This window comes from Sphingobium sp. RS1, assembly GCF_056156825.1.
Genome location: NZ_JBLZXE010000002.1, coordinates 1,997,600 through 2,020,664 on the forward strand (window position 1 = coordinate 1,997,600; position 23,065 = coordinate 2,020,664).

Here is a 23,065-nt window from a genome sequence, read left to right on the forward strand (position 1 = left end):
CATAATCTGATTTGGTCATTTAGTCATTATATGACATTATGACTTTATGGCAGAGCTGACCGATCGCAAACTCTATCTGGGCCCCAAGCTGCGCGTGCTGCGCCGCGAACTGGGCCTCAATCAGACGCAGATGGCCGAGGAACTGGGCGTGTCGCCGAGCTACCTCAACCATCTGGAGCGCAACCAGCGACCGCTGACGGCGCAGATGCTGCTGCGGCTGGCGAACACCTATGACATCGACATTCGCGACTTCACCGCACAGGCGCAGGAAGGCGGCCCCGGCGAACTGAGCGAGATCTTGTCCGACGCGCTGGTCCGCGACATCGGCATCGCGCGCGACGAAATACTGGAAGTGGCGGAAAATTATCCCGGCATCAGCGAAGCGATCGCCCGTTTCTATCGCGCTCTGGGTGATTTGCGCCGGCTGCCGGGTGAAGCCGTTGACCGCAGCGGCCCTGCGCCATTGGTCGCGCCGGTCGACTGGCTGCGCGAGACGATCGCGCGGGCGGGCAATCATTTCGCGGAAATCGACGCCGGGGCGGAGGCGATCGCCGCCGACCTGCCGGACGATCCCGCCCTGTTGCAGGCCGAGTTGCGCGCGCGGCTGAAAGAACGGCACGGCATGAGCGTGCAGGTGGTGCGCGGCGATGTGCTGGCGGGGACGCTGCGCCATTATGACATGCACCGGCGGCGCCTGTTGCTGAGCGAGCGACTGCCCGCGTCCGGGCGGCTGTTCGCCATCGCCTATCACCTGTGCGCTCAGGAGCTGGCCGACGCCATTGCCGCGCAGATTGCCCGTGCAACGCCGCCTGATGAAGATAGCCGCCGGCTCGCGGTGATGGCGCTGACCAACTATGCCGCCGCCGCGCTCATCATGCCCTATGACCGGTTTCGTCAGGCGGCGGAGCAGAGCCGGCATGATCTGCCGCTGCTGCGCGACCGGTTCGGCGTGTCGGCCGAGCAGCTGGCGCATCGGCTGACCAGCCTCAACCGCACCGGCGCGCGTGGCATCCCCTTTTTCATGGCACGGATCGACCGGGCGGGGATTATCTCCAAACGCTTCGACGGTGAGGCCTGGCCGTTCGCACGGTTCGGCGGCACTTGCCCGCGCTGGGATGCGCATGGTCCGCAGGCCGTGGACCGGGTGCAACCGCAACTGATCGAGACGCTGGACGGCAAGCGGTTCCTGACGCTGGCGGTGGGCCTGCCACAGGGTGCGGCGCGCGGGCGGGGCGTGATCTCGCTAGGGTGCGAGGCGAAACATGGCGGCAGGATCGTCCATGCCGATGGGATCGACATGGACAAGGGCGATGCCACCACAGTCGGGCCGACCTGCCATTTGTGCGAGCGGCGGGACTGCGCCGACCGGGCACTGCCGCCGGTCACGCGCGCGCTGGACCTGCACAGCTATGAACGGACGATCGCACCCTTCCCGTTTCGGCGAGTTTAGGAGGAGCAAGGCTCCAAGCGCTTCTCGACTTCGCTCGAAGCGAACGGATGTAGGGAGGCAGCCTGAGTCTAAGCCGCCTTGGCCACCCAGTCGCGTTTAAGGTGGCGGGCGAGGAAATCGAGGCAGGAGCGGACCTTGGCCATTTCCCCCTGCCCCGGCACGTACAGCGCCACGATGGAGGAAGCAGGCAAGGAGACGTCGGGCAGCAATTGCTGGAGCCGGCCAGCATCCAGATCGTCCGCCACTTCCCAGAGCGACTTGATGACGATGCCGGCGCCATCCAGCGCCCAGGCGCGCGCCATTTCGCCGTCATTGGTGCTGAGCGTGACGCGCGGCCCCGCGCCCCCGCCGACGACCGCACGCCAGATATCCTGCTGCGCTTCACCGACGACGATATTGTCGTGGAGCGCGAGGTCGGCGACACTGGCTGGCCGGCCGCGACGGGCAAGATAATCCGGCGCAGCGCAGAGCAGGCGCGGATTGTCGGTCAGCCGCTTCATCGTGAGTGCGCTGTCAGGCGGTGGATCGAAGCAGATGGCGATGTCATGCCCCGTCTCGACGATGTTGGTCGCCTGCTCGGCGGTTTCGAGATGGATGGCGACGTCGGGATGCAGCGTCGCATATTCGCGGAACAGCGGCGCAAGGCGCATGCGCGCCGCGTTGACGGTCGTCACCACGCGCAGCAGGCCGGTCGCCTCCGTCGCGCGGCGCATCACGTCGGTTTCGACATCATCGATGGCACTGAGTGCCCGGCCGGCCTTGTCATATAACAGCGACCCTTCCTCCGTCAGCGACAGGTGGCGGCTGTTGCGGCGGATCAGCATGACCCCCAGCCGCGCCTCCAGTTGCGACAGCCGGCGACTGGTCGCGGCCAGCGACAGGCCCAGCCGACGCGCCGCTTCGGACAGGGTGCCCGATTCGGCGATCTTCACAAAGGATTCGATTTCGGCAAAGCGGTCGGCCATCTGCCCAAGCTAGGCGGTCGATGCTGCAACGCAATAGAACAGCTGTTGCAATACGGTATGGTTTCGTTGCTGCGTCTCTTCAAACCGACGATTTTGTAAGCTTTTCTTGCCGGATTTCACCCCGCGCAAGGCTGTCTTGCGTCTGACGCATGGCGTTGACGGAGGCTTTTGCGACGCATCATTTTCCTGGCCAACCCGCAATTTCACCACGGAGTTTTTGCCGATGCCGATGCTCAGCGTCCGCCGCGCCAAGGTCGATCCGCCGATCGCCTGGAACGATATCGAAGCCCTGCCCATCTATGCCGCCATGCTGCTGTGCGCGATCTGCCTGGGTCTGGCGCTGATGGATTCGACCCCGAGCCTGCATGCCACCATGCTCAAAGTGGTTGGCATCTTCGGCGGACTGGCCCTGCGCCATGCCTGGCTTAAACTGGACGATGAGGGCGGCGACGCCCTTTAAGAGACAGATTATATATGATCGTCGGACGGTCCCCCCGTATCCGCCAGAGTTTCCAGAAGGCATGGAGCGCGTTGATCGCGCTGTTCTTCTGGGATCTGGCCGTCACCATCTTCTATTATATCTCGCCCTTCAAGGCGCCGGCCCTGCCGCTGACCATATTCGGCACGGCGCTGGCGCTGGTACTGGGCTTCCGCGTCAACAGCGCCTATTCGCGCTGGTGGGAAGGCCGCATCTTATGGGGCGCGATGGTCAATGTGTCGCGCAGCTTCACCCGCGCGGTGATGGCCTATCTGCCCGATACGCCCGAGGCGCGCGCCATGGCAGTGACGCTGGTGAAGCGCCATGTCGCCTATGTCCATGCGCTGCGTTGCCAGTTGCGGCGGGAAGACCCTGCCCCCGACATGCGCCGCGTACTGGGCGAGCATGCCGACCTGCCCGAACTGGAGCGACGCAATCCCGCCAATGGCGTGCTGGACGGGTCCGACCGCACGCTGATGGAAGCGGTGCAGCATGGCTGGATCGATACCATCCAGCAGACCCGGATCGAAGGCATGCTGGTCGACATGTCCAACGCGCAGGGCGGCATGGAGCGGATCAAGAATACGCCGCTGCCCGCGCAATATCGCGCCTTCCCCAAATATTTCACCCGGCTGTTCTGCATATTGCTGCCGATCGGGCTGGTCGAGACGCTGGGCATGGCGACGCCGGTGGGGTCGGCCGTGGCGGGCTTCATGTTCCTGGCGGTGCTCCAGATTGGCGACGATCTGGTCGATCCGTTCGGCAATGACGTGCACGACCTGCCGCTGACCAGCATCACCACGACGATCGAGGGCGACCTCAATCAGGCGATCGGCCTGCCGGCCCCTCCGCCGCTGCAACCGGTCGATGGGGTGCTCTGGTAAAAAGGCAAAAGAAAAGCGCGGTCCGAAAGGGCCGCGCTTTTTCGCTTATCGACTGTTTGCGCTTATTTCTTCTTGCCGAAGTCCACGGTGACGACATTGGAGCCGTCTTCGCTCGTCACCTGCGGGCCGTCATTCTCGGCCTCGTCATGGGGTTCGGGCAGTTCGTCCGCCGCGACCTGGAACTGGAGCGCGAAATTGACCGCCGGATCGACGAAGGCGGTGATCGCCGAGAAGGGAATGGTCAGCTGCGCCGCAACCTGGTTGAAGGTCAGGCTGACCTGGAACAGGTCGCTCTGCACCTTGAGATCCCAATATTTATTCTGGAGGACGATGGTCATTTCGTCAGGGAAACGCTCCACCAGATGCTTGGGAATGTCGACGCCGGGTGCCTGCGTCTTGAAGGTGATATAGAAATGATGCGCGCCCGGCAGGCCGCCGGACTGCTGCACTTCGCCCAGCACGCGGCCGACGACTGCGCGCAGAGCCTCCTGCACGATTTCGTCATAGGGAATCAGGCTGTCGGGCAGGTCTTCGCTCATGGCCCAATGTCCTAGCGGCACGAATCGGAGGGTCAACCCCGTCCTGACAGATTGCATCAATGGCGACAGGCGCTATAGGGCGGCCATGCGCACGGCCGAGATTCACCGCAACACGGCGGAAACCCAGATCGACGTCACCGTCAACCTCGACGGGACTGGCCTCTATACGGTGTCGACCGGCATCGGCTTTTTCGATCATATGATCGAACAGCTGTCGCGCCATTCGCTGATCGACATGCATGTGAAGACCGTCGGCGACCTGCATGTCGACCAGCATCACACGACCGAGGATACCGCGATCGCCATTGGCGAGGCGGTGGCGAAAGCGCTGGCCGACAAGCGCGGCATCAGCCGATATGGCAGCGTCTATTCGCCGATGGACGAGACGCTGAGCCGCGTGGCGCTCGACATTTCGGGCCGCCCCTGGCTGGTGTGCAAGCTGCCCTTCACCGTCACCAAGATCGGCGAATGGGACACGGAGATGGTGGAGCATTTCTTCCACAGCTTCGCACAGGCGGCCGGCATTACGCTGCATATCGAGCTGCTCTATGGCAGCAACAATCATCATATCGTCGAAAGCGCGTTCAAGGGTTTGGCCCGCGCGTTGCGGCAGGCGGTGGAAATCGACCCGCGCAAGGCGGACGCGATCCCGTCGACCAAGGGCATATTGTAAGTCTTATCCGAAAGGCCATTCCATGTTCGTCATCGCGCTGACCTATACCGCACCGATCGAGGTGCTGGACGGGCATCTGGCGGATCATCGGGCATGGCTGGACCGGGGCATCGCCGATGGCTGGCTGTTGCTGGCCGGGCGGCGCGAACCGCGCACCGGCGGCATCTTGCTGGCGCGGGGCGAGCGGGCGGAGATCGAGGCGAAGGCGGCGACCGACCCCTTCGTCATCAATGGCGCCGCAACGGTCGAAGTGATCGAATTCCATCCCGTGCGTGCGGCGGCCGGCGTCGATCTGGAGAGCCTGCTGGCATGACCATCGCCCTGATCGACTATGGCGCGGGCAATCTCCATTCGGTGCATAATGCCCTGCGCAAGGCGGGCGCGGACACTGTCGTCATCACCGCCGATGCCGATGTCGTGCGACGAGCCGACCGCATCGTCCTGCCGGGCGTTGGCGCCTTTCGCGCCTGCCGCGACGCGCTGGTCGCGATCCCCGGCATGGTGGATGCCATGAACGAGGCGGTGAACGGGCGCGGCATTCCATTCCTCGGCGTATGCGTGGGCATGCAGTTGCTCGCCGATGCGGGCGAGGAATTCGGCCGGCATGAAGGGCTGGGCTGGATTCCCGGCACGGTACGACTGATCGAGCCGACTGATCCCGCGGTGAAGGTGCCGCATATGGGCTGGAACGACGTGGTGCTGAATGGCACGATGGCGGGCGCCGGGGCGCTGATCGAGGCAGGCGAGGCCTATTTCCTGCACAGCTATCATTATGAAGCCGCCGATCCGGCCCATGTCGCCGCCGTGACCGACCATGGCGGGCCGCTGGTTGCCGCCGTGGCGCGCGACACCATCATCGGCTGCCAGTTCCACCCGGAAAAGAGCCAGCGTTATGGGCTTTCGTTCCTTGCGCGGTTTCTGGACTGGAAGCCGTGAAATAATGCAACCTCCGTTCGGTTCGAGCCTGTCGAGAACCTTCCCGCAACAGGTTCTCGACAAGCTCGAACCGAACGGAATTTTGGAATTCGGATTATGTCCCTGATCGTCTTTCCCGCCATCGACCTCAAAGGCGGCCAGGTCGTCCGCCTGGCCGAGGGCGATATGGAACGCGCCACCGTCTATGGCGACAATCCGGCCGCGCAGGCGCTGCTCTTTGCCGAAGCGGGCGCGCAGCATCTCCATGTGGTCGATCTGGACGGCAGCTTTGCGGGCCATGCGGTCAATGCCGCAGCGGTCGAAGCGATCGTGGAAGCCTTTCCCGGGCATGTGCAACTGGGGGGCGGCATCCGCAACCGGGAGGCGGTGGAGCGCTGGTTCGACCTTGGCGTATCGCGCATCGTGATCGGCACGGCGGCGCTGAAAGACCCGGCCTTCGTGAAGGCGGCGGCACGCGACTTTCCCGGCGGCATCGTCGTCGCAGTCGATGCGCGCGACGGCTTCGTCGCGACCGACGGCTGGGCGGAAAAGAGCGACATGCCGGTCATCGACCTGGCTCGCCGGTTCGAGGATGCGGGCGTCGCCAGCCTGCTCTTCACCGATGTCGGCCGCGACGGGTTGCTGAAGGGCGTGAATATCGACGCGACCGTCGACCTTGCCCGTGCCACGAACATGCCGGTGATCGCCAGCGGCGGCGTCGCGGGGATCGCGGATATCCGTATCCTCAGCCTCCATGCCGACGACGGGATCGAAGGCGTCATCACTGGCCGCGCGCTCTATGACGGACGGCTGGACCTCAAGACCGCGCTGGCGGTTGCGCAGGCGGCGGCTTAACGGCACATACCCTCCCCGTTCGGTTCGAGCTTGTCGAGAACCGTTGTACACGGGTTCTCGACAAGCACGAACCGAACGGATCTGGGAGCCTGTTTCAATGACCGTCCGCACCCGTGTCATTCCCTGTCTCGACGTTGCCAACGGGCGCGTGGTGAAGGGCGTCAATTTCGTCGACCTGAAGGACGCCGGCGATCCGGTGGAGCAGGCCAAGCTCTATGATGCGGCCGGGGCGGACGAACTCTGCTTCCTCGACATCACCGCCACGCATGAGGCGCGCGGGACGATATTGGACGTGGTGCGCCGTACCGCCGAAGTCTGCTTCATGCCCGTGACCGTGGGCGGCGGCGTGCGCAGCGCCGAGGATGCGCGCGCACTGCTGCTGGCCGGCGCGGACAAGGTGGCGGTCAACAGCGCCGCGGTTGCCCGGCCCGAACTGGTCGCCGACATTGCCGACCGCTTCGGCAGCCAGTGCATTGTCGGATCGGTCGACGCCCGGCGAGTGGGCGACAATAAGTGGGAAATCTTCACCCATGGCGGGCGCAAGCCGACCGGCATCGACGCGCTGGACCATGCGCTGAAGCTGGCCGAACTGGGCGCGGGCGAACTGCTCGTCACGTCGATGGACGGGGACGGCACGAAGCAAGGCTATGACCTGGCCCTGACCCGCGCCATTGCCGATGCCGTATCGGTGCCGGTGATCGCCAGCGGCGGCGTCGGCACGCTCGACCATCTGGTCGAAGGCGTGGTGCAGGGTCATGCCAGCGCCGTGTTGGCCGCCTCGATATTTCATTTCGGTCAACATACTATTGCTGAGGCGCATCAGGCTTTGGCAGCCGCCAATATTCCGGTCCGCAGCCATTAAGATTTACGGTATCCAAACATGTCGGGTTAATTGACATTAACCATATTCTACCAGGTGCCATTTTGGCGACCAATCGCGCAAATGCGTCACTTGGCAGAATTGGCATGTAACCTGCGTAGTGGAGAACAGGGTCGTTTTAGAGCGATATGTTCTTTCGATACGGGGTGACGAATATGAAAATCAGCAAACTTCTTCTTGTTGCCGGATCGGCCAGCCTGATGGGCCTGGCTGTTCCGGCGCCGGCCAACGCGACCTGGTGGTGCTGGTTCGGCAAGTGCGGTGGTTCGTCCACCGGCGGTTCCACCAGCGGCGGCACCACCAGCAGCGGTGGCGGCTCTTCGGGCGGCACGCCGACCCCGGTGCCCGAGCCGGAACAGATGGCGCTGTTCGGCATGGGCGCGGCCGTTCTGGCCGGCCGCATGTTCCTTGCAGGCCGCAAGCGCAAATAATCGATTGACGGGTCGCGCGCGCGGCGCTTCATGCGCTTCATGCGCGCGACCCTTCCGACACTCGAACAGACCATCCGCCAGCGGCGGAGTGCCGACCCTTCGACATCCTATGTCGCCAAGCTGGCGGCCCGGGGACGCGCCAAGATCGCGCAAAAGGTCGGCGAGGAAGCGGTCGAGACGGTAATCGCCGCCATGGCGGACGACCGCACCGAAATCGTCGGCGAAAGCGCCGACCTCATCTTTCACCTTATGATGCTGCTGGCCGACATGGACGTGCCGTTCGACGCCGTGCTGGACGAACTGGACCGCCGCGAAGGCGTGTCGGGAATCGCCGAAAAGGCCGCCCGCCCCAAGGACTGACGATACGGACGGACATATATCATCGCCCCCGCGTTTAGGCTGCAAGGTCATGACAGCAAGGGGGATGCATATGGTTCGTACAGTGATTGGAGGCCTGCTGGGCGGGCTTGCCATGTTCATCACCGGTTTCCTTTTCTGGGGAACACCGCTTTCTGCCCTCGCCCTGAGCCGCGCGGGTGAGCAGGCGAGCGCCAATCTGCAAGCCGCCATGGCTCAGGCACTGACCCCGACCGGCACCGGCGTCTACATCATCCCCGATCCGGCAACCGCGCAGGGCACCATCCTTTATGGACGCGGCCCGGTGGCGCACATCTTCTATAATGCGACCGGTTTTCCCGTGATGGACGGCAGCGCGCTGATCGGCGGGTTGATCCTGTCGCTGGTCGTGGGTGTCATCATTGCGCTGGCGCTGCGCTTTGCCGTCGCTGATTTTGCCAGCCGGCTGCGCCTCACCATCCTGTTCGCGCTGGCCGCGGTGCTATGGCTGCATGTCGGCCAGGCGGTGTTCAACCATGCGCCCTGGGCCTATATCCTCTATCTCGCCTTCAGCGATTTCGTGGCGCTGGTGGCCGCCGGCCTGATCGCGGCGAAGCTGATGGAGGGCAAGGCGCCGGTCACCACGACGACGACCGACACGTTGCATTGAGCATGAAGGCGTATTTCAAATAAGATCCGTTCGCCCTGAGCTTGTCGAAGGGCCATTTTCCGTTAGCCACGCTGAAAAGAAGAGCGGGGCTTCGACAGGCTCAGCCCGAACGGAGGAGGGATAATCTCGACTGGGAACACGCTGCATTAAGCCTCCTGCGCCATACGGATCATGCAGGCGGCATGGCGGCGGGCGACGGCCATGCGATCCTCGCCATAGCCGCCGCCCATGGTGCTGGCGACAGGAAGGCCGCGCCCGCGCGCCAGGCGCATGACATAACGATCACGCGCGTCCAAGCCGGCGTCGGTCAAGGCCAGTCGGCCAAGCCGATCATCAATATGGGGATCGACACCGGCCTGATAGAGGATGAGGTCCGGGACAAAATCATCCAGCACACGCGGCAGCTCATGCGCCAATGTCGCCAGATAGGCATCGTCGCCGGTGCCGTCCTCCAGCCCGATATCAAGCGTCGAGCGGGCCTTGCGCACCGGAAAATTCTTTTCGGCATGGATCGACAGGGTGAAGATATCGCCCCGCCCGGCCAGCAGCGAGGCAGTGCCGTCCCCCTGATGCACATCGAGGTCGAGGATCAGGATGCGCGTGGCATCACCTTCGGCAATCAGCCGGTTGGCGGCGATGGCAAGGTCGTTGAAAATGCAATAGCCAGCCCCTGTATCGCTCAGCGCGTGGTGGCTGCCGCCCGCCGCATTGGCGGCATAGCCGTGGACCATGGCCAGTTTCGCCGCCAACCATGTGCCGCCCGGCGACAACAGGGATCGGCGCATCACCCGTTCCGTCACCGGAAAGCCGATCCGCCGCGCCTTTTCCGGCGGGACGGTCAGGCTCAGCACTTCGTTGACATAGGCCGGATCATGCACCGCATCGATCCACGCGCGCGGCATGGGATCAGGCGCAACGGTCCGGAAATTCACGCCACTTTCATGCAGCGCATCCATGACCAGACCATATTTGTCGAAACGAAATCGGCTGCCAGCTGTTGCAGGCGAGACATAGGCGGGATGGTGAACAACGTGCAGCATGATCTTTTCCCGCTATCGCGATTCCCACCTAGGTTGCTTTGCGCTATCTGGTCCAGCATGAACCGTCCCACAATGATCCGTTTCCCGCTGCTGGCCGTCGCCAGCCTTACCGCCCTGCCGACCGCCGCGCAGACGCCGCCGCCGGCGGTGGCACCCACTTTGCCGGCGCCGACAGTGCAGCCCATTCCCGCGCCTCCGCCGCCGGTGCCGATCCCGGCACTGTCGCCGGCGCAGGAAGCCTGGGCCAATGACTGGCTGAAAGGTGGCGAGGCGCAGGGATTGATGGCGCGGCAGAAGGCCAGCGGCGCCCTGAAGGGCGACGCACTGGTCAATGCCCTGCTCGACCGCGCGAAGGCGCTGAGCACCGGGCGGGTCGATACCGCCGACTTCCTCAACATCTGGGCGCTGCGTCCCGCTGCCTTCGATCCCCGTCCGGGCCTCGCCAAGGCGGTGAGCGAAGACCGGTTGCAGGCTTGGTCCGCCAGCCTTACCCCGCCTTGGGCGGGCTATGACACGCTGCGCAAGGGCCTCGCCAAATATGAGGCGATCCGCGACAAGGGCGGCTGGCCGACCCTGACCGCCGGGTCCGCGCCCGATGTGGTGCGCGCGCGGATCGCGCTGGAAGACCCGACCGTCACGCAGGACGAGAAGCTGGTCGACGTGATCCAGCGCGCTCAGCGCCGCTATGGGCTGGAGCCCACCGGCGCGCTCGGTGCACGCACGCTGGAAGCATTGAATGTCGGCGTGGACGATCGGATCGCCGCGATCATGGCCAATATGGAGCGGTGGCGCTGGATGCCGCGCAGCCTGCCGGTCAATCGCGTGCAGGTGAACATCGCCGCCGCCGTGCTGACCGTGTTCGAGGGCGACCAGCCGGTCAGTTCGATGCGCGCCGTCACCGGCAGCCCGGATAACCAGACGCCGATGCTGACCTCCAGCATCCATTCCATCGTGGTCAATCCGCCCTGGAACGTGCCGATGTCGATCGCCAAGCGGGAACTCTTCCCCAAGGGCCGTGCGACCCTCGCCAAGCAGGGGTACAAGATCATCAAGACGCCTGAGGGCGGCGAGCGGATCGTGCAGCCGGCAGGACCGGGCAGCGCGCTCGGCCGGCTGAAGTTCGATTTCAACAACCCCTTCGCCGTCTATCTGCACGACACGCCGTCGCGCGGAAAATTCTCCAGCTACGACCGTCTGGCCAGCCATGGCTGCATCCGTCTGGAAAAGCCGGTGGCGCTGGCGGAACAGATGGTCGCGGCCGACCCGAACCTCAACGGCCAGATCCAGACGCTGATCGACGAGGGCAAGACGCAGCGCGTGTCGTTGCCCAGCCAGGTCGCGGTCTATCTGCTCTACTGGACCGCCTTTGCCAGCAATAATGGCACGGTCAGCTTCCGGGCCGATCCCTATGGCTGGGACAAGCTGCTCGCGCAGAAGATCGAGGCGTCGAGCCGCCGCGTCGACCCAACCGCTGCCCCCTCCCCCAACCTCGCATCCAAGGACTGACAGCCCCATGCGCAAGATCGCTTTCATCGCCCTCGCCGGCGCCCTTGCCCTCGCCGCCTGCGGCAAGAAGGAAGAGCCGGCCCCCGACGCCACCAACAATCTGGTCGAACCGCCGGTCGAAAATGTGATCGTCGAGGAACCCGAGGCGCCGCTGCCCGAAGTGCAGAATAATGCCGTCGCGACTCCGGCCGCACCGCCACCCAAGGTGTCGGAACAACAGCAGATTCTGGATGATGCCGAAGCGACCGGCATGACGTCGCGCCTGCCCGAAGGCGGCGAACAGAGCCAGCCTGCGGACGAAGCGAGCAAGACGGGCGAGTAAGACCCCGCGCCCCGGTCTTGGACCGGGGCGTCGACTTTGTTATATTGCGGCCATGGATCGCCGCAATTTTACGAAGTTCGCTTTAAGCGGACTCGCCTTTTCGTTTCTGTCGGACAGCATGGGTCGTGCCGCGCTTCCCGTGACAGGCCCCGAACCGATGGGCTCTGAACCCGCCACGCAGGCTTCGGTTCCAACGGTCCCGGCCACGCCGCGCGCCGTTGCGCAAAAACCCTATGCCGCGCTGCTGGAGCGCGCCAAGGCCGCGCTCGACAATCACACCCATCATTTCGAACTGCGCGATCGGCTGGCGATCGTCGATTTCGATGCGCCGTCGAAGAACCCGCGCATGCACATCGTCGACCTGATCGGCGGGCAGACCAGCAGCTATCTCGTGTCGCACGGACGCGGCTCCGACCCCGCCCATTCCGGCTGGCTGCACAGCTTCTCCAACGAGTTCAACTCGCTGGCCAGTTCGTCCGGCGCGTTCAAGACAGGCGACATGTATTTCGGCCAGCATGGCCGCTCCATGCGCCTGCTCGGCCTGGACCCGCAGAACAGCAATGCCGAATCGCGCGCTATCGTGATTCACGGCGCCGATTATGTGAGCGAGGACCATGTCGCCGCCTGGGGCAAATGCGGTCGTTCGGAGGGCTGCTTTGCCGTGGCACCCCATATCGTGCCGCAGGTGCTGGGCCTGCTGGGGCCGGGCCGGATGCTCTACGCCGACAAGATCGGCAACGGCTGATCCCACCCTCCCCAGACAAGCTTGGGGAGGATTTCCGGCGCTTACCCCTCGGTCGCAGGTGCGCCGGTCATCGTCTCGATCTGCGGCTTGTTGGTCGCGTCGATCGATCCGTCGGCGATCATCGACTGGCCCAGATTGATCGCTTCGTCGCGAATCCCCTCCTCCGTGCCGGTCTGGCTGGCGCCGACCAGCGCGGACAGCAGGACATTCTTGCTAACCGCGTCGCCGGGCTGATCCTGAACCGTCTGGCGCGCCAGCGTCAGTGCTTCCTCGAAAAAGGGATCGGCGCCGCCCCGGTCGTGGTCGCGCAGATTCTGGTTGCCTAACTGGATGAGGATGCCTGCCAGGATGTTCCGGCTGGCAACATCGGTCGGCTTGGCCTCCACCACCTTGCGCCAATAGGGCACCGATTCGTCATAGATGGGGATGACCCGGTCCATCTGCCCCAGCGCGCCATAGGCGGCAGCCTGCGCGTAGAGAGCGTTGGCGAGGAAATTGACATTGTCGATCTTCGCCGGGTCAGCCTGCGCAGCGGTACGGATCGCCGGCAGCGCCGCGTCATATTTGGCGACGGCGGTGGCATTGTCGCCCTTCTGCTGCGCGGTCTGGCCGGCGGTGAAGTCGGTCACGGCCTTGTTGAAGGCCGTGATCTCCGCCGGGGTCAGTTCCCGCGCGACGGGAGCTTCGGCCGCAGGCGCGGCTTCCTCGATCGGGGGCGCTTCGGGTGGCGGGGCTTCCGGCGCTTGCTGGGCGAGGACCGGGGCGGATACGGCCATGATGGCCGCGATAACGGATTTTGCGAACGTCGAGGCCAAGTCTCGGTCTCCTGTAGCGTTGCATCGGAAATGAGCGCCGGACATAGACTGCCCGTGCTGGCGGCAGAATGAACGAAACGCCGCCCGGTTCCACCCCTTTCCGGCTCAGCTCCGACTGAGCGCGCAGAAAGCGGCGGCGGTGGCGAAATCGTCGGCGCGACGAACGCTGCGCGCAGCAGCTTCCGCATCCTCGCCCCATTGTTCGACCTGCCAGGCTTCGTCTATCTCGGCCGCCTGCCAGATGGCGCCGATCTCATGACTGCCGTCCACCACTGCAAGGCCGCAGACCAGCGATCCGCTGAGCGTCACCAGCGTCGACAGGCCGGTGAGGATGAAGGGGTCAATCGCCGCGACCGCCGCGCCCAGCCGGGCCAGCGTCTCTTCGGGCTGGGGCACGGGGATGATCCCCTGCGTCACTTCGAAGGTCACATGATAGCGCGCCCGCGCCCAGTCGAGCAAAGGCTCCCACGCCGTCGCCTGCCGCGCGACAAGCGTATCCGGGCCATCGGCGCGGTAGCAGAGCAGATCCGACTGGGCATAGCGGGCCACCCCCTCGGCAAAACTGGCGGGGTTCGGCACGACATGATCGATCGCGGCGTTGGCAAGGCCGGTCATCGGCATGGAGGCAGGATCGACTGTCTCGCCCTGCGCGCGCCATTCCTGCGCGATCGCTTCGGCCAGCGCAGCGGTCGGCAGCGTCAGTGACGCGCGCGCCGGGGTGCGGACCGGCCGGCCGTCCAGCCGGATGGCGAAGCCGCCCTCCTCCGCAACCACGGTCACATCGGAATAGAAACGCTTCATTGCGGCGGCCTCTGGCGGAACAGCGCCAGCAGCAGGCGCGGGACGATGATGAACTGGAACAGGCCGGTAACGACCATGATCGCGCCAAACGCCTTCGCCTTGTCCCCCTGAACCCAGGAAAAACGCTGCATGATGGCAAGAAAGCCGAACATGACGATGAAGGCGCCCGACAGGCGGAACAGGCCGATCGCGAAATGCCGCTGACGTGCGACGGAATCGGGATTGGGCGGCGGAGGCGGTGGAAGGTCGGTCATGGCGCGCCGATATGGCCGCGCAATTCCCCGCTGTCCATCGCCACGGCATCCGCGCCCGCGGCGACCAGTTCGTCGGGCAGATGATAGCCCCAGGCAACGCCGATGCTGCGCACGCCGGCGGCCCGGCCCATGTCGATGTCGAAACTGGTATCGCCGATCATCACGGTCGTGTCCGGCTCGGCGCCCGCCTCCGCCATGGCGGTCAGCAGCATCGAGGGATGGGGCTTGGACGGATGACGGTCGGCGGTCTGGAGCGTCACGAACCGGTCGAGCAACCCATGATGGGCAAGGCAGAGGTTGAGGCCCCGGTCCGACTTGCCCGTCGCCACGCCCAGCAGCCAGCCGGCCCCGTCAAGTTCCTGCACCAGATCCGCGATGCCGGGATAGAGCGGTTCCTGCACACCCTGCTCCCGCCGCATCGCCTGAAAAGCCAGCTTGTAGCGATCGGCGAGATGATCGTGGAAATCGGCTTCCGCATCGGGCAGCAGTCGCGCCATCGCGACCGGCAGCGAGAGGCCGACCGCCGCCAGGATCGCCAGCCGTTCCGGCGGCGGCAGCTTTGCCTCCTCGAACGCGCGGACCATGGCGGTGCAGATGCTATGCTGGCTGTCGACCAGCGTACCGTCGCAATCGAAGACGACCAGTCGGTTGCTCATGCCGCCTCCGTCACCGTTGCGCGCATCAGCGCCGCCAGTTCGGCGTTGCCGCCCGCGTCCAGCGCGTCGGCCACGCCGATACGCGCGGCTTCCGGCTTGTCCTGCCCCAGCTTGGCTGTGCCCTGCATTGCTTCTACCTGCATGGAAAAGCCGATCAGGCCCCCGAGTAGTCGATCGAACTGGCCCGCCCCCATCTTGTCACGGGTCCATGCCGGCTTGGGCGCCAGTCGCTGCTCCTGATCGGCGCTCAGCGCGTCAATCTGGGCGATGGTGGCCGCATCATTCAGCCGCGCCATCGGCCCGCGCAGTTCGGCGGACAGATAGTTCCAGGTCGGTACCTTGTCGGGCAGACCGTACCAGTCGGGGCTGACATAGCCATGCGGGCCGGTGACGACGATCAGAGCGTCCCGCCCCTCCAGATGCCGGACGATCGGATTGGCGCGATGGATATGCAGACCGATCTGCCGATCATCAAGCCAGATAAGCGGCAGATGGACGACATGCACCTTGTCCGGCGCCGCGACGCAGAGCAGGCCGAAGCCAGCCTGCGCCACGAAGGCGCGGATCGCCGCCTCGTCGCGCCAGCTATAGGGGGCGCCGGGCGTCATCCCTTCTTCGTGCTGCCCCGCGACCGGCGCTCGCCCTTGCGCTCCTTGCGCACCTGCTTGGCATGCTGCCGCGCGAACTTCTTCTCATCCTCGCGGGTCGGGGTCCGGTCGATCTCGTCGTCCAGCGGCAGATCGCCCAGCTTCAGGTCGAAACCCAGTTCCTGAAGGCTGTTGGCGAAATGCGTCGGCAGGTCCGCCATCACGTCGACCCGGCCGCCATCGGGATGATCCACCCGGATGCGGCGCGCATGCAGGTGCATCTTGTGGCTGATCGTGCCGGACAGGAAAGCGTCCTTGCCGCCATATTTGCCGTCGCCCACGATCGGGAAGCCGATCGCCGCCAGATGCACGCGCAACTGGTGGGTACGGCCGGTATAGGGTTGCAGTTCGACCCAGGCGGCGCGATTGCCGGCCCGTTCGATGACGCGATAACGGGTGCGGGCGGGCAGGCCCTCCTCCTCGTCCACGTGCATCTTCTCGCCGCCTGTGCCCGGCTGCTTGCCGATCGGCAGTTCGATCATGCCGTCATTGATCGACGGCACGCCGATCACCAGCGCCCAATAGACCTTGCGCGCGGTGCGGCTGGAAAAGGCCTTGGCGAAATGCGCGGCGGAGCGGCTGGACCGCGCCAGCAGCAGCGCACCCGACGTGTCCTTGTCCAGCCGGTGCACCAGCTTGGGCCGCGCTTCGGCATCGAACAGCAGGCCGTCAAGCAGCTTGTCGACATGCTCGTCGGTCTTGGTCCCGCCCTGCGTGGCAAGGCCCGGCGGCTTGTTGATGACGATCGCCTGCGCATCGCGATGGATCACCATGTCCTGTACATAGGCGATCTCATCCGGCGTCAGATCGATGACGCGGGTGCGCTTGGGCCGTTCGGCGGCCTCCGGCCTGGCTTCGGCCGGGGGCACGCGGATCATCTGCCCTTCGACGATACGATCGCCCGGCGCGGCGCGCGCGCCATCGACGCGAAGCTGGCCGGTGCGCGACCAGCGCGACACCAGGTTGAAGCCGACATCGGGCAGATGCCGCTGGAACCAGCGGTCGAGCCGGATGCCGTCATCGTCGGCCTGCACCCGATATTGCCGCACGTCGAGCGAGACGCCCTTGGACGGGTTGGGCTTTGCGGGCTTGGCCTGGACAGCTGCGGCGGCGGGCCTGGCCGCCGACTTGGTCGCGGCGGGCGCCCTGGGCTTGAAGGCCGGTTTGCCGTCCTTGCGCGGGCCAGCGGGCTTGCCCCGGCCGGCAGGCGCGCCGGACTTGCGATCACCGGGTTTGCGGTCAGAAGGACGACCGCTTTTGCCCGACGGCCCTTTGCCCGAGGACTGGCCGCCGCGCGATCCTGCGCCGCCGCTCTTGGCTGGAGGACGCCCCTTCATGCCACTGCACTCCGCATCACAGTAAGGCCCAGCGCCAGCGAGCCCACCGCGCCGATCACCGATGCCAGCGCATAGGCCATGGCGAGGCCGATCTGGCCGCGCTCGATCATCAGCATGGTTTCCAGGCTGAAGGCGGAAAAGGTGGTGAAGCCGCCCAGCACGCCGACGCCCAGCAACAGGCGGATCGGTTCGCCAGAGACAGCACTGCCGCGGGCCAGCCAGCCGGCGAGCAGCCCCATGGCGAAACCGCCGATAAGGTTGGCGGCAAAGGTACCCCAGGGCCAGGTCGCACCGGGGGTCATGGGGCCGATGAAGCGCCCCAGTTGATAGCGAAGCGCCGCGCCGACCGCGCCGCCGCCCATCACAAGAAACATGTTGGTCATGAAACCCGCCCTATAGCGATTCCGCCAAAGGGGAAAGGTCGCAATACCGCTCTTTCCGTGCGACTTCAGGCGGCCGCCGCTATCTCCGACGCCGGCCGGCGGTGGACGGCGATGCAACTGATGACGCTGCCTGCCACCAGCGCGAAGGCCGCGCTTTCCAGCATGGTCGGCCATCGCTGCTCCCACAGGAAGCCGTAGATCAGCGCGAAGCCGGTTTCGAACAGGATCATCTGCCCCACCATGGTGAGCGGCAACAGCCGACTCATCCGGTTCCAGAGCATGTTGCCGACGATCGAAGCGAGCAGGGCAACGGCGATGGTGACGGCCGCAAACTGGGTCCAGGCGCCAGCATCATGTCGCCCCATGCCGAGCAGGAAGACGACCGGCAGGAACAGCAATGCCTGTACGCCGGTCGCCAGGCCGATGAGGAAGTTCCAGTCCTGCGCCGGCATGTCGCCCAGACGGCGCAACCAGTGATTATTGCCGATGGCAAAGGCGGTCCAGGATATGAGTGCGCCGATCGCGCAGAAAAAGCCGACCAGTCGGGTCGCAACCGGCCCCGTGCCGGGCATCACGATCGCCTGCCAGCCGATGCACAGTGCGCCCGCGACGCAGAGCAGCAGCGAGGGCGCCAACCGGCGTAGCGGCACGGCACCCGCTTCCCGGCTGCCGATGATCGTCACCGCGACCGGCAGGAAGCCGACGACGAGCGAGGTCATGGCGATGCCGCCCATCTGCACCGCGCTGGCCAGCAACACATAATAAAAGAGATTGCCCGCCAGCGCGAGCCAGGCCAGCGCCCACAGGATGCGCGGGGTCATCCGTGCCCTCAGCGCCCGCCAGCGGGGCGCGACCAGCAGTGCGGACATGGCGCCATAGGCCAGATAGCGGCCGACCGCCTGCTCCAGCGGGCTGAAGCCACGGATCACCTCCGGCGCCAGGAAGACCAGCCCCCACAGCGCGCCGGCACCCATGCCGAACAGGATGCCCGCCAACCTGCCGCCATCCATCCGTCCGCTTGCCATGCCCATCATTCCCGAAACCGCTTCAAACGGGATGATGAATATCATCGGTGCAGCGGGACAAATGCTCTTGATTGGGCGGCCTGATGCAACAATTACTCACATATGACCGCTTCTTCTCCCCTGGCCCGCCCGCTTGACCCGTTCGACAAGGCGATCCTGCGAATCATCCAGCGCGACAACCGGACGCCCCAGCGTGCCATTGCCGAAGCGGTGAACCTGTCTACCGCCGCCGTGCAGCGCCGGATCGCGGCGATGGAAAGAAGTGGCGTCATTGCCGCCAATGCCGCCATCGTCGATCCCGACGCGGTGGGCCTTGGCGTGACATCGATCGTGGAGGTCAACCTGGTGGACGAGAAGGCTGCGACCGTCGATCGAGCCAAGGCGCTGTTCCGCGCCGATCCCGATGTGCAGCAATGCTATTATGTCACCGGCGGCCGCAGCTTCATCATGATTATCGTCGCCCCCGACATGCGCAGCTATGAAGCGACCACGCGCCGTCTCTTCGCAGAGAATGAAGCGGTCGCGAGCTATCACAGCTATCTGGCGCTCAGCCGGATAAAGGCGGGGATGGAACTCGTCATTCCCTGACCCAACGCACAGCATCGAGTCATGCAAATCTCACAATGTTGCGAGATAAAGTGGCGGAGAGGGTGCCCGTCACAAGATAGGCCAAAAGCCACGAATTTCTAATGTTTTTATGCTTGTCATCGGGATTGATACCCCACATTCTACCACTTACCTAAATTTGACCTTCTGCGGGCGATCAAACATTGCTGGGCATCACAAAAGCGGAGCGATTCGTTTGGTACGAGCACAGGGTGAATGGGGGTATCTCGGTCTTTATCAGTCGAATTCGATTGGGCCCTCGTCCCAATCTCCAAACAGCTTTGCGACGGCGGCCCGTAGATCTTTCTCCAAATAGATCATCTGGCCATTGCGGCCGATGCGCATGCCCCGGATCGATCCCGATCGCTCCAGTTCCCGGAAGAGCTTATCGGCAATGCCTGTGTAGATCATGGCGTCTCGCCGGCCGAAGGTCAGCGGCACGACATTGAAAACCACGCGGGCGCTCTTCAGGTCATCGATATCAAGCTCAATTATGGCCGTCTCCCGTCAGGCCATAGGATGGCATCCATCGAGTTTCCCCGAGCAATCTCTGCCTCGGTCGCCCGGAAGACAATGTTACCGACCGGGTCTATTGTGATCGTAAAATGAGGAATTCCGGCCTGCACCGCGCTTTTCATTACGCGCGTGACATCGGCTTGCCTGAAGCGCGCCTGTGTCGTCATGATCCCTCACGTCTGCTTCATCTTCCTAGCAGATAAGATATCATCATGCCGACTATGCAATGCCTGCCCGTGCTCGCGAGGGATCGCCCGTGCTCTAATCCAGTCGAGCCTTTTCTGTCACGCTGTCTAGTTCGGCAGGATCTATCGCCGCCGCCTCACGAGAAGGGTCGGCTAGGCTCGGGGGTTCCCCCAACTCTGCGAGTCGAACCATGAAAGAGTGGCGATAAGCTGGACGTCGGCTGCAACTTGGCTCTGCGGCGCTTAAATCGCCGCCTGCACGATAGCCTTCGCAAGCGCTGCTCGACGTACGGATTGGCGACGCCCTTACTCACGCAGCAACCCTCCAACCCATCGGATCGGCAATCCAAGCATCAATGTCGGATTCATACCACGCCACAAGTCCGTCGCTAATCCTGATGGAAGCCGGAAAGGCGCCTTTGGCGATCTTGCGATAGATTGTGGCGCTGGACAAGGTCGTGCGGGCCTTTACCTCTGCGATGCGCAGAAGGCTATCGCGGTTGCGATCGGGGTTACTGACCATTGAACGCCTCCTTGGCGCTTGTCCGATCCTCGCGCGGCCGGCGCGGCGGGATGGTGCGGATGGTCGCCGCATATTCGGCGAACAGGATGATGACCTCGCGGACCTGTACGTGCCGTATCTCTCCGGTGATGGCTGTCGCCACCGCCTCCATTGCGAAGCTTAGCCAGATTACGAACCGAAACAGGCCAAAAGAAAAGGAGTGATCGTCGGCAAACGCAGCGGCCCAGACGAACACGAAGACGGCATAGGACCAGTAGAACGCCAGCACCGCCCATGAACTGCCCTGCGCGTAATAGGTCGCATGACAGGCTGCGAAGAACCACAGGGCCTTGTGCATCGCATATTGCGTCTGCCGGGTGATCTGGCAGGCGAGGATGATCGGCGGGTGGAACAGCGTCTTGGCCAGCCAAGCGTCGAGGCGGTGAAGGATGGTCATTGCTTCGTTCCTTCCGGCCAGATGACCCGGCCGGCAATGTCCTCGATACGAAACGTCCCAGGGTTGCATGTGGCGTGATCCGCCGCCTCCTCAGCAGTCGGCTTGAGCCCGGAAAGCTGGATCGGATAGAACCCCTCTTCTCTCACGAAGATGACGATATCCCCTGTCGGCTGGAAATCACTCATCACCGCTGCCCCTCATTTGCGCCTTCGATCGATGCGCGCCAATCCTCTGCGGTGCCCGGCCGTGCGTCATCTGCGCATCCGGTTGCCGCGTCAGGATCCTCGCCCTCTTCGTCATATGCCATGAGCAGCACCTTGCGCAGCTGCAACGCGCGCTCATCACCGCCGCCCTTCACTTCGTTTAGGAAGCTGGCCCATTCCCGCTGATCCCGCCGGCGGAGCGCCTGCATCAGGCGCGGCTGGTCGAATCCTTCAGGTGGACTGGCCGCCAACTTCACCAACGCGAGAAACATGCTCGACCCGGCGTTTAGCACCTGGCCGGGCCAGGTGTCCGCTATCGCCTTCAACGCGCCGGCACACACGTCCGCGCCGTGCTTGCGTAGCATCCGCGAGATCGCGCCTGTAAAGGCCACCTCTCCCGGCCGCCATGACTGCGAACCTGTCTTGCGCGACACAGACAGGCCCGCGTCGGTGATCAGGCAAGTGATCGTCATTGCCTCTTCATCGCCGCTGGCAATAGCCGCGTGGAAGTCGTCCAGCCGGTTCATCGGCTTGCGCGCCCGGTTCATGGCAACGAACATGGCCGCCTCGTCCGCGACGCTGCCATATACGCCGACGCAGCAGGGCAGGAACTGGATATCTCCACGTAGGAGCGCTGCCGCCAGTCGATGCTGGCCATCAATGACCCAGAGCGAGCCGTCATCGCGCTTCGATACCACCAGCGGCAGGCACATGCGCCAGTCCCAGCCGGTGGCGATCCGCTTTATGAGCGCCTGGCTAGCGCCGTTGTCCGTCGACCGCTGGTAGCTGTCATCCAGTCGCAATTCGGACGGGTGCCGGTTCTCTACAGATGGCGGATTGCCCTTGGCGGCGGGCCACTTCCGGGGGGCGGTGCTCGGCGTGGAAGCCGGCAGGCTCTTATCCGCAGGTTTTTGCGGCTTTGCGGCGATGACAGCCCGCCCGGCCGACGCTGCCTGTTGCGCCTGTATTCTGGCACTGATGTCGTCGGTGTCGTCGTCGCGAGGCGCAACGTCGGCAACCAAAAGCGCACCGGATCTTTCTTTAGGCAGCGAGGCATATACCCCGCTTTCCTGATCATCCAGTTCCTGCATTAAGGCGCGCATTTCGCTCGGGTGACGGGCGTACAGCGCGTCGTTCCTGGCAGCGACCATATGACCGACCAGCACGCGGCACTGCACCTTCTGCGATCCTGCCCGGCTGTGAAGCAGGAACGACCCGTTCGGATCGCGCTTCTTCTCGACCATCCGCGCCTTGATCCAGAGCGGAATGTCATTGGTGCCCTTGTTGATCCACGAATGGACTGGGGCGTCAGCGGCCGGCGCGCTCATCGGTCTTCGCCCTTCGGCATCGCGCAACTGTCCGGAAATTCCGGATGGTTCGAGCCGGGCGACCGCGGGGGATGGTCGCCCGGCTCTGCCGACCGCCTGGGGGCAATGGCGGCCGGAATGGGTTCGGCTTCGGCCTTCGCGCGAAGCACTTCCTGAAACACGATCATGACGCGGCCCGGCGCTGCGGCGGCTTCCGTCTCGGCAACGGTCGCGGCCTCGTCCAGCGTCTGGTAGCGCTGGCGCGGGAGCGTGGAGCCAAGGCGCATGGTGCGGCCCTTGCGCGCCACCATGAAGGTGTGGCTGTTGGGCACGGTGAGGCGGACGTCGGTCATATCGAACGCTCCGGGCTGGCGACGGCGGCGCGGTGCATAACGCGCCAGATGTTGGCGATGGCTTTGCGGCCAAAGCGGTTCCCGGTGGAAAGGCCGGCATCGATCATCGCAGAAGTCGGTTCGGCGGGGACGCCGGTCGGGGCGCCGGTCAGCAAGAAATCATGAAAGGCGGCATGCACGGCCATGGCGGCATCGAAGCGCTGACCGGCTGGGGCGTTCGGGTTTGCGCAAATCAGGGTGTGCGCGGCGTTGGCGTCGACGTAGCGGTCATAGGCCGACTTCGTCGGACTATCCGGCCGGGCTTCGGCTTCGGTTACGGGCATGATGAC

The 23,065-nt window shown here is 64.6% G+C and carries 33 protein-coding genes; 15 read left to right on the top strand and 18 right to left on the bottom strand.

Annotated elements, in window-relative coordinates:
• The first annotated feature begins 46 nt into the window (after positions 1–46).
• Positions 47–1,450 carry a helix-turn-helix domain-containing protein gene (locus ACNHGR_RS11380; protein ID WP_475286168.1) on the top strand — a complete coding sequence of 468 codons (1,404 nt, stop codon included), beginning with the start codon at positions 47–49 and terminating at the stop codon, positions 1,448–1,450.
• A 68-nt stretch (positions 1,451–1,518) separates the two neighbouring features.
• On the opposite strand, the gene ACNHGR_RS11385 is transcribed toward ACNHGR_RS11380, so the two are convergent.
• Positions 1,519–2,415, bottom strand: a complete 897-nt coding sequence (locus ACNHGR_RS11385; RefSeq protein ID WP_475286170.1) for a LysR family transcriptional regulator — start codon at positions 2,413–2,415, stop codon at positions 1,519–1,521.
• 223 nt (positions 2,416–2,638) lie between these two features.
• On the opposite strand from ACNHGR_RS11385, the gene ACNHGR_RS11390 reads away from it, so the two are divergent.
• Both ACNHGR_RS11390 and ACNHGR_RS11395 read left to right on the top strand, forming a co-directional pair.
• On the top strand, positions 2,639–2,875 hold the full coding sequence (locus ACNHGR_RS11390) for a hypothetical protein (RefSeq protein WP_184267362.1): 237 nt from the start codon (positions 2,639–2,641) through the stop codon (positions 2,873–2,875).
• Positions 2,876–2,889: 14 nt separating this feature from the next.
• Positions 2,890–3,777 carry a bestrophin family ion channel gene (locus ACNHGR_RS11395; protein WP_184267364.1) on the top strand — a complete coding sequence of 296 codons (888 nt, stop codon included), beginning with the start codon at positions 2,890–2,892 and terminating at the stop codon, positions 3,775–3,777.
• A 62-nt stretch (positions 3,778–3,839) separates the two neighbouring features.
• Here the strand turns inward: ACNHGR_RS11395 and ACNHGR_RS11400 are convergent, their stop codons facing one another.
• Positions 3,840–4,316, bottom strand: a complete 477-nt coding sequence (locus ACNHGR_RS11400) for a ClpXP protease specificity-enhancing factor SspB (protein WP_184267366.1) — start codon at positions 4,314–4,316, stop codon at positions 3,840–3,842.
• An 85-nt stretch (positions 4,317–4,401) separates the two neighbouring features.
• On the opposite strand from ACNHGR_RS11400, the gene hisB reads away from it, so the two are divergent.
• The 8 genes from hisB to ACNHGR_RS11440 all read left to right on the top strand — a co-directional run bounded on the left by hisB (position 4,402) and on the right by ACNHGR_RS11440 (position 9,076).
• Complete coding sequence (gene hisB / locus ACNHGR_RS11405; RefSeq protein WP_475286173.1) at positions 4,402–4,989, top strand: imidazoleglycerol-phosphate dehydratase HisB; 588 nt, start codon at positions 4,402–4,404, stop codon at positions 4,987–4,989.
• A gap of 22 nt (positions 4,990–5,011) precedes the next feature.
• The gene (locus ACNHGR_RS11410; RefSeq protein WP_475286175.1) at positions 5,012–5,302 is read left to right on the top strand and encodes a YciI family protein; all 291 of its coding nucleotides are present in this window, start codon (positions 5,012–5,014) and stop codon (positions 5,300–5,302) included.
• The gene (hisH, locus tag ACNHGR_RS11415) at positions 5,299–5,925 is read left to right on the top strand and encodes an imidazole glycerol phosphate synthase subunit HisH (RefSeq protein ID WP_475286176.1); all 627 of its coding nucleotides are present in this window, start codon (positions 5,299–5,301) and stop codon (positions 5,923–5,925) included. The genes ACNHGR_RS11410 and hisH overlap by 4 nt, the downstream gene beginning before the upstream one ends.
• Positions 5,926–6,021: 96 nt before the next feature.
• Positions 6,022–6,759 (top strand): 1-(5-phosphoribosyl)-5-[(5-phosphoribosylamino)methylideneamino]imidazole-4-carboxamide isomerase, encoded by a 738-nt coding sequence (hisA, locus tag ACNHGR_RS11420; protein WP_475286178.1) that lies wholly within the window; start codon positions 6,022–6,024, stop codon positions 6,757–6,759.
• A gap of 97 nt (positions 6,760–6,856) precedes the next feature.
• Positions 6,857–7,621, top strand: coding sequence for an imidazole glycerol phosphate synthase subunit HisF (hisF, locus tag ACNHGR_RS11425; RefSeq protein ID WP_475286180.1), 765 nt, complete (start codon positions 6,857–6,859; stop codon positions 7,619–7,621).
• A gap of 173 nt (positions 7,622–7,794) precedes the next feature.
• The gene (locus tag ACNHGR_RS11430; RefSeq protein ID WP_475286182.1) at positions 7,795–8,070 is read left to right on the top strand and encodes a PEP-CTERM sorting domain-containing protein; all 276 of its coding nucleotides are present in this window, start codon (positions 7,795–7,797) and stop codon (positions 8,068–8,070) included.
• 39 nt (positions 8,071–8,109) lie between these two features.
• On the top strand, positions 8,110–8,430 hold the full coding sequence (locus ACNHGR_RS11435) for a phosphoribosyl-ATP diphosphatase (RefSeq protein ID WP_475286184.1): 321 nt from the start codon (positions 8,110–8,112) through the stop codon (positions 8,428–8,430).
• A 70-nt stretch (positions 8,431–8,500) separates the two neighbouring features.
• A complete protein-coding gene (locus ACNHGR_RS11440; protein WP_475286186.1) occupies positions 8,501–9,076 on the top strand; it encodes a hypothetical protein in 576 nt (191 codons plus the stop codon).
• A 146-nt stretch (positions 9,077–9,222) separates the two neighbouring features.
• Here ACNHGR_RS11440 and ACNHGR_RS11445 read toward each other — a convergent pair whose 3' ends face one another.
• Complete coding sequence (locus tag ACNHGR_RS11445) at positions 9,223–10,116, bottom strand: histone deacetylase family protein (RefSeq protein WP_475286188.1); 894 nt, start codon at positions 10,114–10,116, stop codon at positions 9,223–9,225.
• A 57-nt stretch (positions 10,117–10,173) separates the two neighbouring features.
• On the opposite strand from ACNHGR_RS11445, the gene ACNHGR_RS11450 reads away from it, so the two are divergent.
• Genes ACNHGR_RS11450 through ACNHGR_RS11460 form a run of 3 tightly spaced genes read left to right on the top strand, consistent with a single transcriptional unit; the run spans position 10,174 to position 12,689 of the window.
• The gene (locus tag ACNHGR_RS11450; protein ID WP_475286190.1) at positions 10,174–11,622 is read left to right on the top strand and encodes a L,D-transpeptidase family protein; all 1,449 of its coding nucleotides are present in this window, start codon (positions 10,174–10,176) and stop codon (positions 11,620–11,622) included.
• 7 nt (positions 11,623–11,629) lie between these two features.
• Positions 11,630–11,944, top strand: coding sequence for a hypothetical protein (locus tag ACNHGR_RS11455; protein ID WP_184267386.1), 315 nt, complete (start codon positions 11,630–11,632; stop codon positions 11,942–11,944).
• A gap of 52 nt (positions 11,945–11,996) precedes the next feature.
• A complete protein-coding gene (locus ACNHGR_RS11460) occupies positions 11,997–12,689 on the top strand; it encodes a murein L,D-transpeptidase catalytic domain family protein (RefSeq protein ID WP_184267388.1) in 693 nt (230 codons plus the stop codon).
• A 41-nt stretch (positions 12,690–12,730) separates the two neighbouring features.
• Here ACNHGR_RS11460 and ACNHGR_RS11465 read toward each other — a convergent pair whose 3' ends face one another.
• The 8 genes from ACNHGR_RS11465 to ACNHGR_RS11500 form a co-directional block, all read right to left on the bottom strand.
• A complete protein-coding gene (locus ACNHGR_RS11465; RefSeq protein WP_475286193.1) occupies positions 12,731–13,504 on the bottom strand; it encodes a hypothetical protein in 774 nt (257 codons plus the stop codon).
• A gap of 105 nt (positions 13,505–13,609) precedes the next feature.
• Complete coding sequence (locus ACNHGR_RS11470) at positions 13,610–14,305, bottom strand: ATP12 family protein (RefSeq protein WP_184267390.1); 696 nt, start codon at positions 14,303–14,305, stop codon at positions 13,610–13,612.
• On the bottom strand, positions 14,302–14,559 hold the full coding sequence (locus ACNHGR_RS11475; RefSeq protein WP_184267392.1) for a hypothetical protein: 258 nt from the start codon (positions 14,557–14,559) through the stop codon (positions 14,302–14,304). The genes ACNHGR_RS11470 and ACNHGR_RS11475 overlap by 4 nt, the downstream gene beginning before the upstream one ends.
• Positions 14,556–15,215: an HAD-IA family hydrolase gene (locus ACNHGR_RS11480; RefSeq protein WP_184267394.1), complete on the bottom strand. Its 660-nt coding sequence runs from the start codon at positions 15,213–15,215 to the stop codon at positions 14,556–14,558. The genes ACNHGR_RS11475 and ACNHGR_RS11480 overlap by 4 nt, the downstream gene beginning before the upstream one ends.
• Complete coding sequence (locus ACNHGR_RS11485) at positions 15,212–15,823, bottom strand: FMN-binding negative transcriptional regulator (protein ID WP_475286195.1); 612 nt, start codon at positions 15,821–15,823, stop codon at positions 15,212–15,214. The genes ACNHGR_RS11480 and ACNHGR_RS11485 overlap by 4 nt, the downstream gene beginning before the upstream one ends.
• On the bottom strand, positions 15,820–17,199 hold the full coding sequence (locus tag ACNHGR_RS11490; RefSeq protein ID WP_475286197.1) for an RluA family pseudouridine synthase: 1,380 nt from the start codon (positions 17,197–17,199) through the stop codon (positions 15,820–15,822). The genes ACNHGR_RS11485 and ACNHGR_RS11490 overlap by 4 nt, the downstream gene beginning before the upstream one ends.
• Positions 17,196–17,582 (bottom strand): fluoride efflux transporter CrcB, encoded by a 387-nt coding sequence (gene crcB, locus ACNHGR_RS11495; RefSeq protein WP_475286198.1) that lies wholly within the window; start codon positions 17,580–17,582, stop codon positions 17,196–17,198. The genes ACNHGR_RS11490 and crcB overlap by 4 nt, the downstream gene beginning before the upstream one ends.
• Before the next feature lie 65 nt (positions 17,583–17,647).
• The gene (locus tag ACNHGR_RS11500) at positions 17,648–18,607 is read right to left on the bottom strand and encodes a DMT family transporter (RefSeq protein WP_475286200.1); all 960 of its coding nucleotides are present in this window, start codon (positions 18,605–18,607) and stop codon (positions 17,648–17,650) included.
• 102 nt (positions 18,608–18,709) lie between these two features.
• Between ACNHGR_RS11500 and ACNHGR_RS11505 the strand changes: the two genes are divergently transcribed.
• Positions 18,710–19,195 carry an Lrp/AsnC family transcriptional regulator gene (locus ACNHGR_RS11505; RefSeq protein ID WP_475286202.1) on the top strand — a complete coding sequence of 162 codons (486 nt, stop codon included), beginning with the start codon at positions 18,710–18,712 and terminating at the stop codon, positions 19,193–19,195.
• Between the two features lie 255 nt (positions 19,196–19,450).
• Here ACNHGR_RS11505 and ACNHGR_RS11510 read toward each other — a convergent pair whose 3' ends face one another.
• The 7 genes from ACNHGR_RS11510 to ACNHGR_RS11540 form a co-directional block, all read right to left on the bottom strand.
• Positions 19,451–19,669, bottom strand: a complete 219-nt coding sequence (locus ACNHGR_RS11510; protein WP_475286204.1) for a hypothetical protein — start codon at positions 19,667–19,669, stop codon at positions 19,451–19,453.
• 555 nt (positions 19,670–20,224) lie between these two features.
• Complete coding sequence (locus ACNHGR_RS11515) at positions 20,225–20,437, bottom strand: helix-turn-helix transcriptional regulator (protein WP_475286206.1); 213 nt, start codon at positions 20,435–20,437, stop codon at positions 20,225–20,227.
• On the bottom strand, positions 20,427–20,873 hold the full coding sequence (locus ACNHGR_RS11520) for a hypothetical protein (RefSeq protein WP_475286208.1): 447 nt from the start codon (positions 20,871–20,873) through the stop codon (positions 20,427–20,429). Before ACNHGR_RS11520 ends, ACNHGR_RS11515 begins: the two co-directional genes overlap by 11 nt.
• Entirely contained in the window at positions 20,870–21,058 is a 189-nt protein-coding gene (locus ACNHGR_RS11525; protein ID WP_475286210.1) for a hypothetical protein, read from the bottom strand. The genes ACNHGR_RS11520 and ACNHGR_RS11525 overlap by 4 nt, the downstream gene beginning before the upstream one ends.
• Complete coding sequence (locus ACNHGR_RS11530) at positions 21,058–22,404, bottom strand: DUF6551 family protein (RefSeq protein ID WP_475286212.1); 1,347 nt, start codon at positions 22,402–22,404, stop codon at positions 21,058–21,060. Before ACNHGR_RS11530 ends, ACNHGR_RS11525 begins: the two co-directional genes overlap by 1 nt.
• Complete coding sequence (locus tag ACNHGR_RS11535; RefSeq protein WP_475286214.1) at positions 22,401–22,736, bottom strand: hypothetical protein; 336 nt, start codon at positions 22,734–22,736, stop codon at positions 22,401–22,403. Before ACNHGR_RS11535 ends, ACNHGR_RS11530 begins: the two co-directional genes overlap by 4 nt.
• The gene (locus ACNHGR_RS11540; RefSeq protein WP_475286215.1) at positions 22,733–23,059 is read right to left on the bottom strand and encodes a hypothetical protein; all 327 of its coding nucleotides are present in this window, start codon (positions 23,057–23,059) and stop codon (positions 22,733–22,735) included. Before ACNHGR_RS11540 ends, ACNHGR_RS11535 begins: the two co-directional genes overlap by 4 nt.
• Positions 23,060–23,065 lie beyond the last annotated feature (6 nt).

Bases quoted from the DNA above. Each gene is read 5' to 3' on its own strand.
- ACNHGR_RS11525 (WP_475286210.1), bottom strand. From the start codon at position 21,058: ATGAGTGATTTCCAGCCGACAGGGGATATCGTCATCTTCGTGAGAGAA.
- ACNHGR_RS11395 (WP_184267364.1), top strand. From the start codon at position 2,890: ATGATCGTCGGACGGTCCCCCCGTATCCGCCAGAGTTTCCAGAAGGCA.
- ACNHGR_RS11470 (WP_184267390.1), bottom strand. From the start codon at position 14,305: ATGAAGCGTTTCTATTCCGATGTGACCGTGGTTGCGGAGGAGGGCGGC.
- ACNHGR_RS11445 (WP_475286188.1), bottom strand. From the start codon at position 10,116: ATGCTGCACGTTGTTCACCATCCCGCCTATGTCTCGCCTGCAACAGCT.
- ACNHGR_RS11535 (WP_475286214.1), bottom strand. From the start codon at position 22,736: ATGACCGACGTCCGCCTCACCGTGCCCAACAGCCACACCTTCATGGTG.
- ACNHGR_RS11450 (WP_475286190.1), top strand. From the start codon at position 10,174: ATGAACCGTCCCACAATGATCCGTTTCCCGCTGCTGGCCGTCGCCAGC.
- hisF (WP_475286180.1), top strand. From the start codon at position 6,857: ATGACCGTCCGCACCCGTGTCATTCCCTGTCTCGACGTTGCCAACGGG.
- ACNHGR_RS11475 (WP_184267392.1), bottom strand. From the start codon at position 14,559: ATGACCGACCTTCCACCGCCTCCGCCGCCCAATCCCGATTCCGTCGCA.
- ACNHGR_RS11430 (WP_475286182.1), top strand. From the start codon at position 7,795: ATGAAAATCAGCAAACTTCTTCTTGTTGCCGGATCGGCCAGCCTGATG.
- hisH (WP_475286176.1), top strand. From the start codon at position 5,299: ATGACCATCGCCCTGATCGACTATGGCGCGGGCAATCTCCATTCGGTG.
- ACNHGR_RS11490 (WP_475286197.1), bottom strand. From the start codon at position 17,199: ATGAAGGGGCGTCCTCCAGCCAAGAGCGGCGGCGCAGGATCGCGCGGC.
- ACNHGR_RS11500 (WP_475286200.1), bottom strand. From the start codon at position 18,607: ATGGCAAGCGGACGGATGGATGGCGGCAGGTTGGCGGGCATCCTGTTC.
- ACNHGR_RS11540 (WP_475286215.1), bottom strand. From the start codon at position 23,059: ATGCCCGTAACCGAAGCCGAAGCCCGGCCGGATAGTCCGACGAAGTCG.
- ACNHGR_RS11435 (WP_475286184.1), top strand. From the start codon at position 8,110: ATGCGCGCGACCCTTCCGACACTCGAACAGACCATCCGCCAGCGGCGG.
- hisB (WP_475286173.1), top strand. From the start codon at position 4,402: ATGCGCACGGCCGAGATTCACCGCAACACGGCGGAAACCCAGATCGAC.
- ACNHGR_RS11515 (WP_475286206.1), bottom strand. From the start codon at position 20,437: ATGGTCAGTAACCCCGATCGCAACCGCGATAGCCTTCTGCGCATCGCA.
- ACNHGR_RS11455 (WP_184267386.1), top strand. From the start codon at position 11,630: ATGCGCAAGATCGCTTTCATCGCCCTCGCCGGCGCCCTTGCCCTCGCC.
- ACNHGR_RS11400 (WP_184267366.1), bottom strand. From the start codon at position 4,316: ATGAGCGAAGACCTGCCCGACAGCCTGATTCCCTATGACGAAATCGTG.
- ACNHGR_RS11385 (WP_475286170.1), bottom strand. From the start codon at position 2,415: ATGGCCGACCGCTTTGCCGAAATCGAATCCTTTGTGAAGATCGCCGAA.
- crcB (WP_475286198.1), bottom strand. From the start codon at position 17,582: ATGACCAACATGTTTCTTGTGATGGGCGGCGGCGCGGTCGGCGCGGCG.
- ACNHGR_RS11380 (WP_475286168.1), top strand. From the start codon at position 47: ATGGCAGAGCTGACCGATCGCAAACTCTATCTGGGCCCCAAGCTGCGC.
- ACNHGR_RS11485 (WP_475286195.1), bottom strand. From the start codon at position 15,823: ATGACGCCCGGCGCCCCCTATAGCTGGCGCGACGAGGCGGCGATCCGC.
- ACNHGR_RS11480 (WP_184267394.1), bottom strand. From the start codon at position 15,215: ATGAGCAACCGACTGGTCGTCTTCGATTGCGACGGTACGCTGGTCGAC.
- hisA (WP_475286178.1), top strand. From the start codon at position 6,022: ATGTCCCTGATCGTCTTTCCCGCCATCGACCTCAAAGGCGGCCAGGTC.
- ACNHGR_RS11390 (WP_184267362.1), top strand. From the start codon at position 2,639: ATGCCGATGCTCAGCGTCCGCCGCGCCAAGGTCGATCCGCCGATCGCC.
- ACNHGR_RS11530 (WP_475286212.1), bottom strand. From the start codon at position 22,404: ATGAGCGCGCCGGCCGCTGACGCCCCAGTCCATTCGTGGATCAACAAG.
- ACNHGR_RS11520 (WP_475286208.1), bottom strand. From the start codon at position 20,873: ATGACCATCCTTCACCGCCTCGACGCTTGGCTGGCCAAGACGCTGTTC.
- ACNHGR_RS11460 (WP_184267388.1), top strand. From the start codon at position 11,997: ATGGATCGCCGCAATTTTACGAAGTTCGCTTTAAGCGGACTCGCCTTT.
- ACNHGR_RS11505 (WP_475286202.1), top strand. From the start codon at position 18,710: ATGACCGCTTCTTCTCCCCTGGCCCGCCCGCTTGACCCGTTCGACAAG.
- ACNHGR_RS11440 (WP_475286186.1), top strand. From the start codon at position 8,501: ATGGTTCGTACAGTGATTGGAGGCCTGCTGGGCGGGCTTGCCATGTTC.
- ACNHGR_RS11410 (WP_475286175.1), top strand. From the start codon at position 5,012: ATGTTCGTCATCGCGCTGACCTATACCGCACCGATCGAGGTGCTGGAC.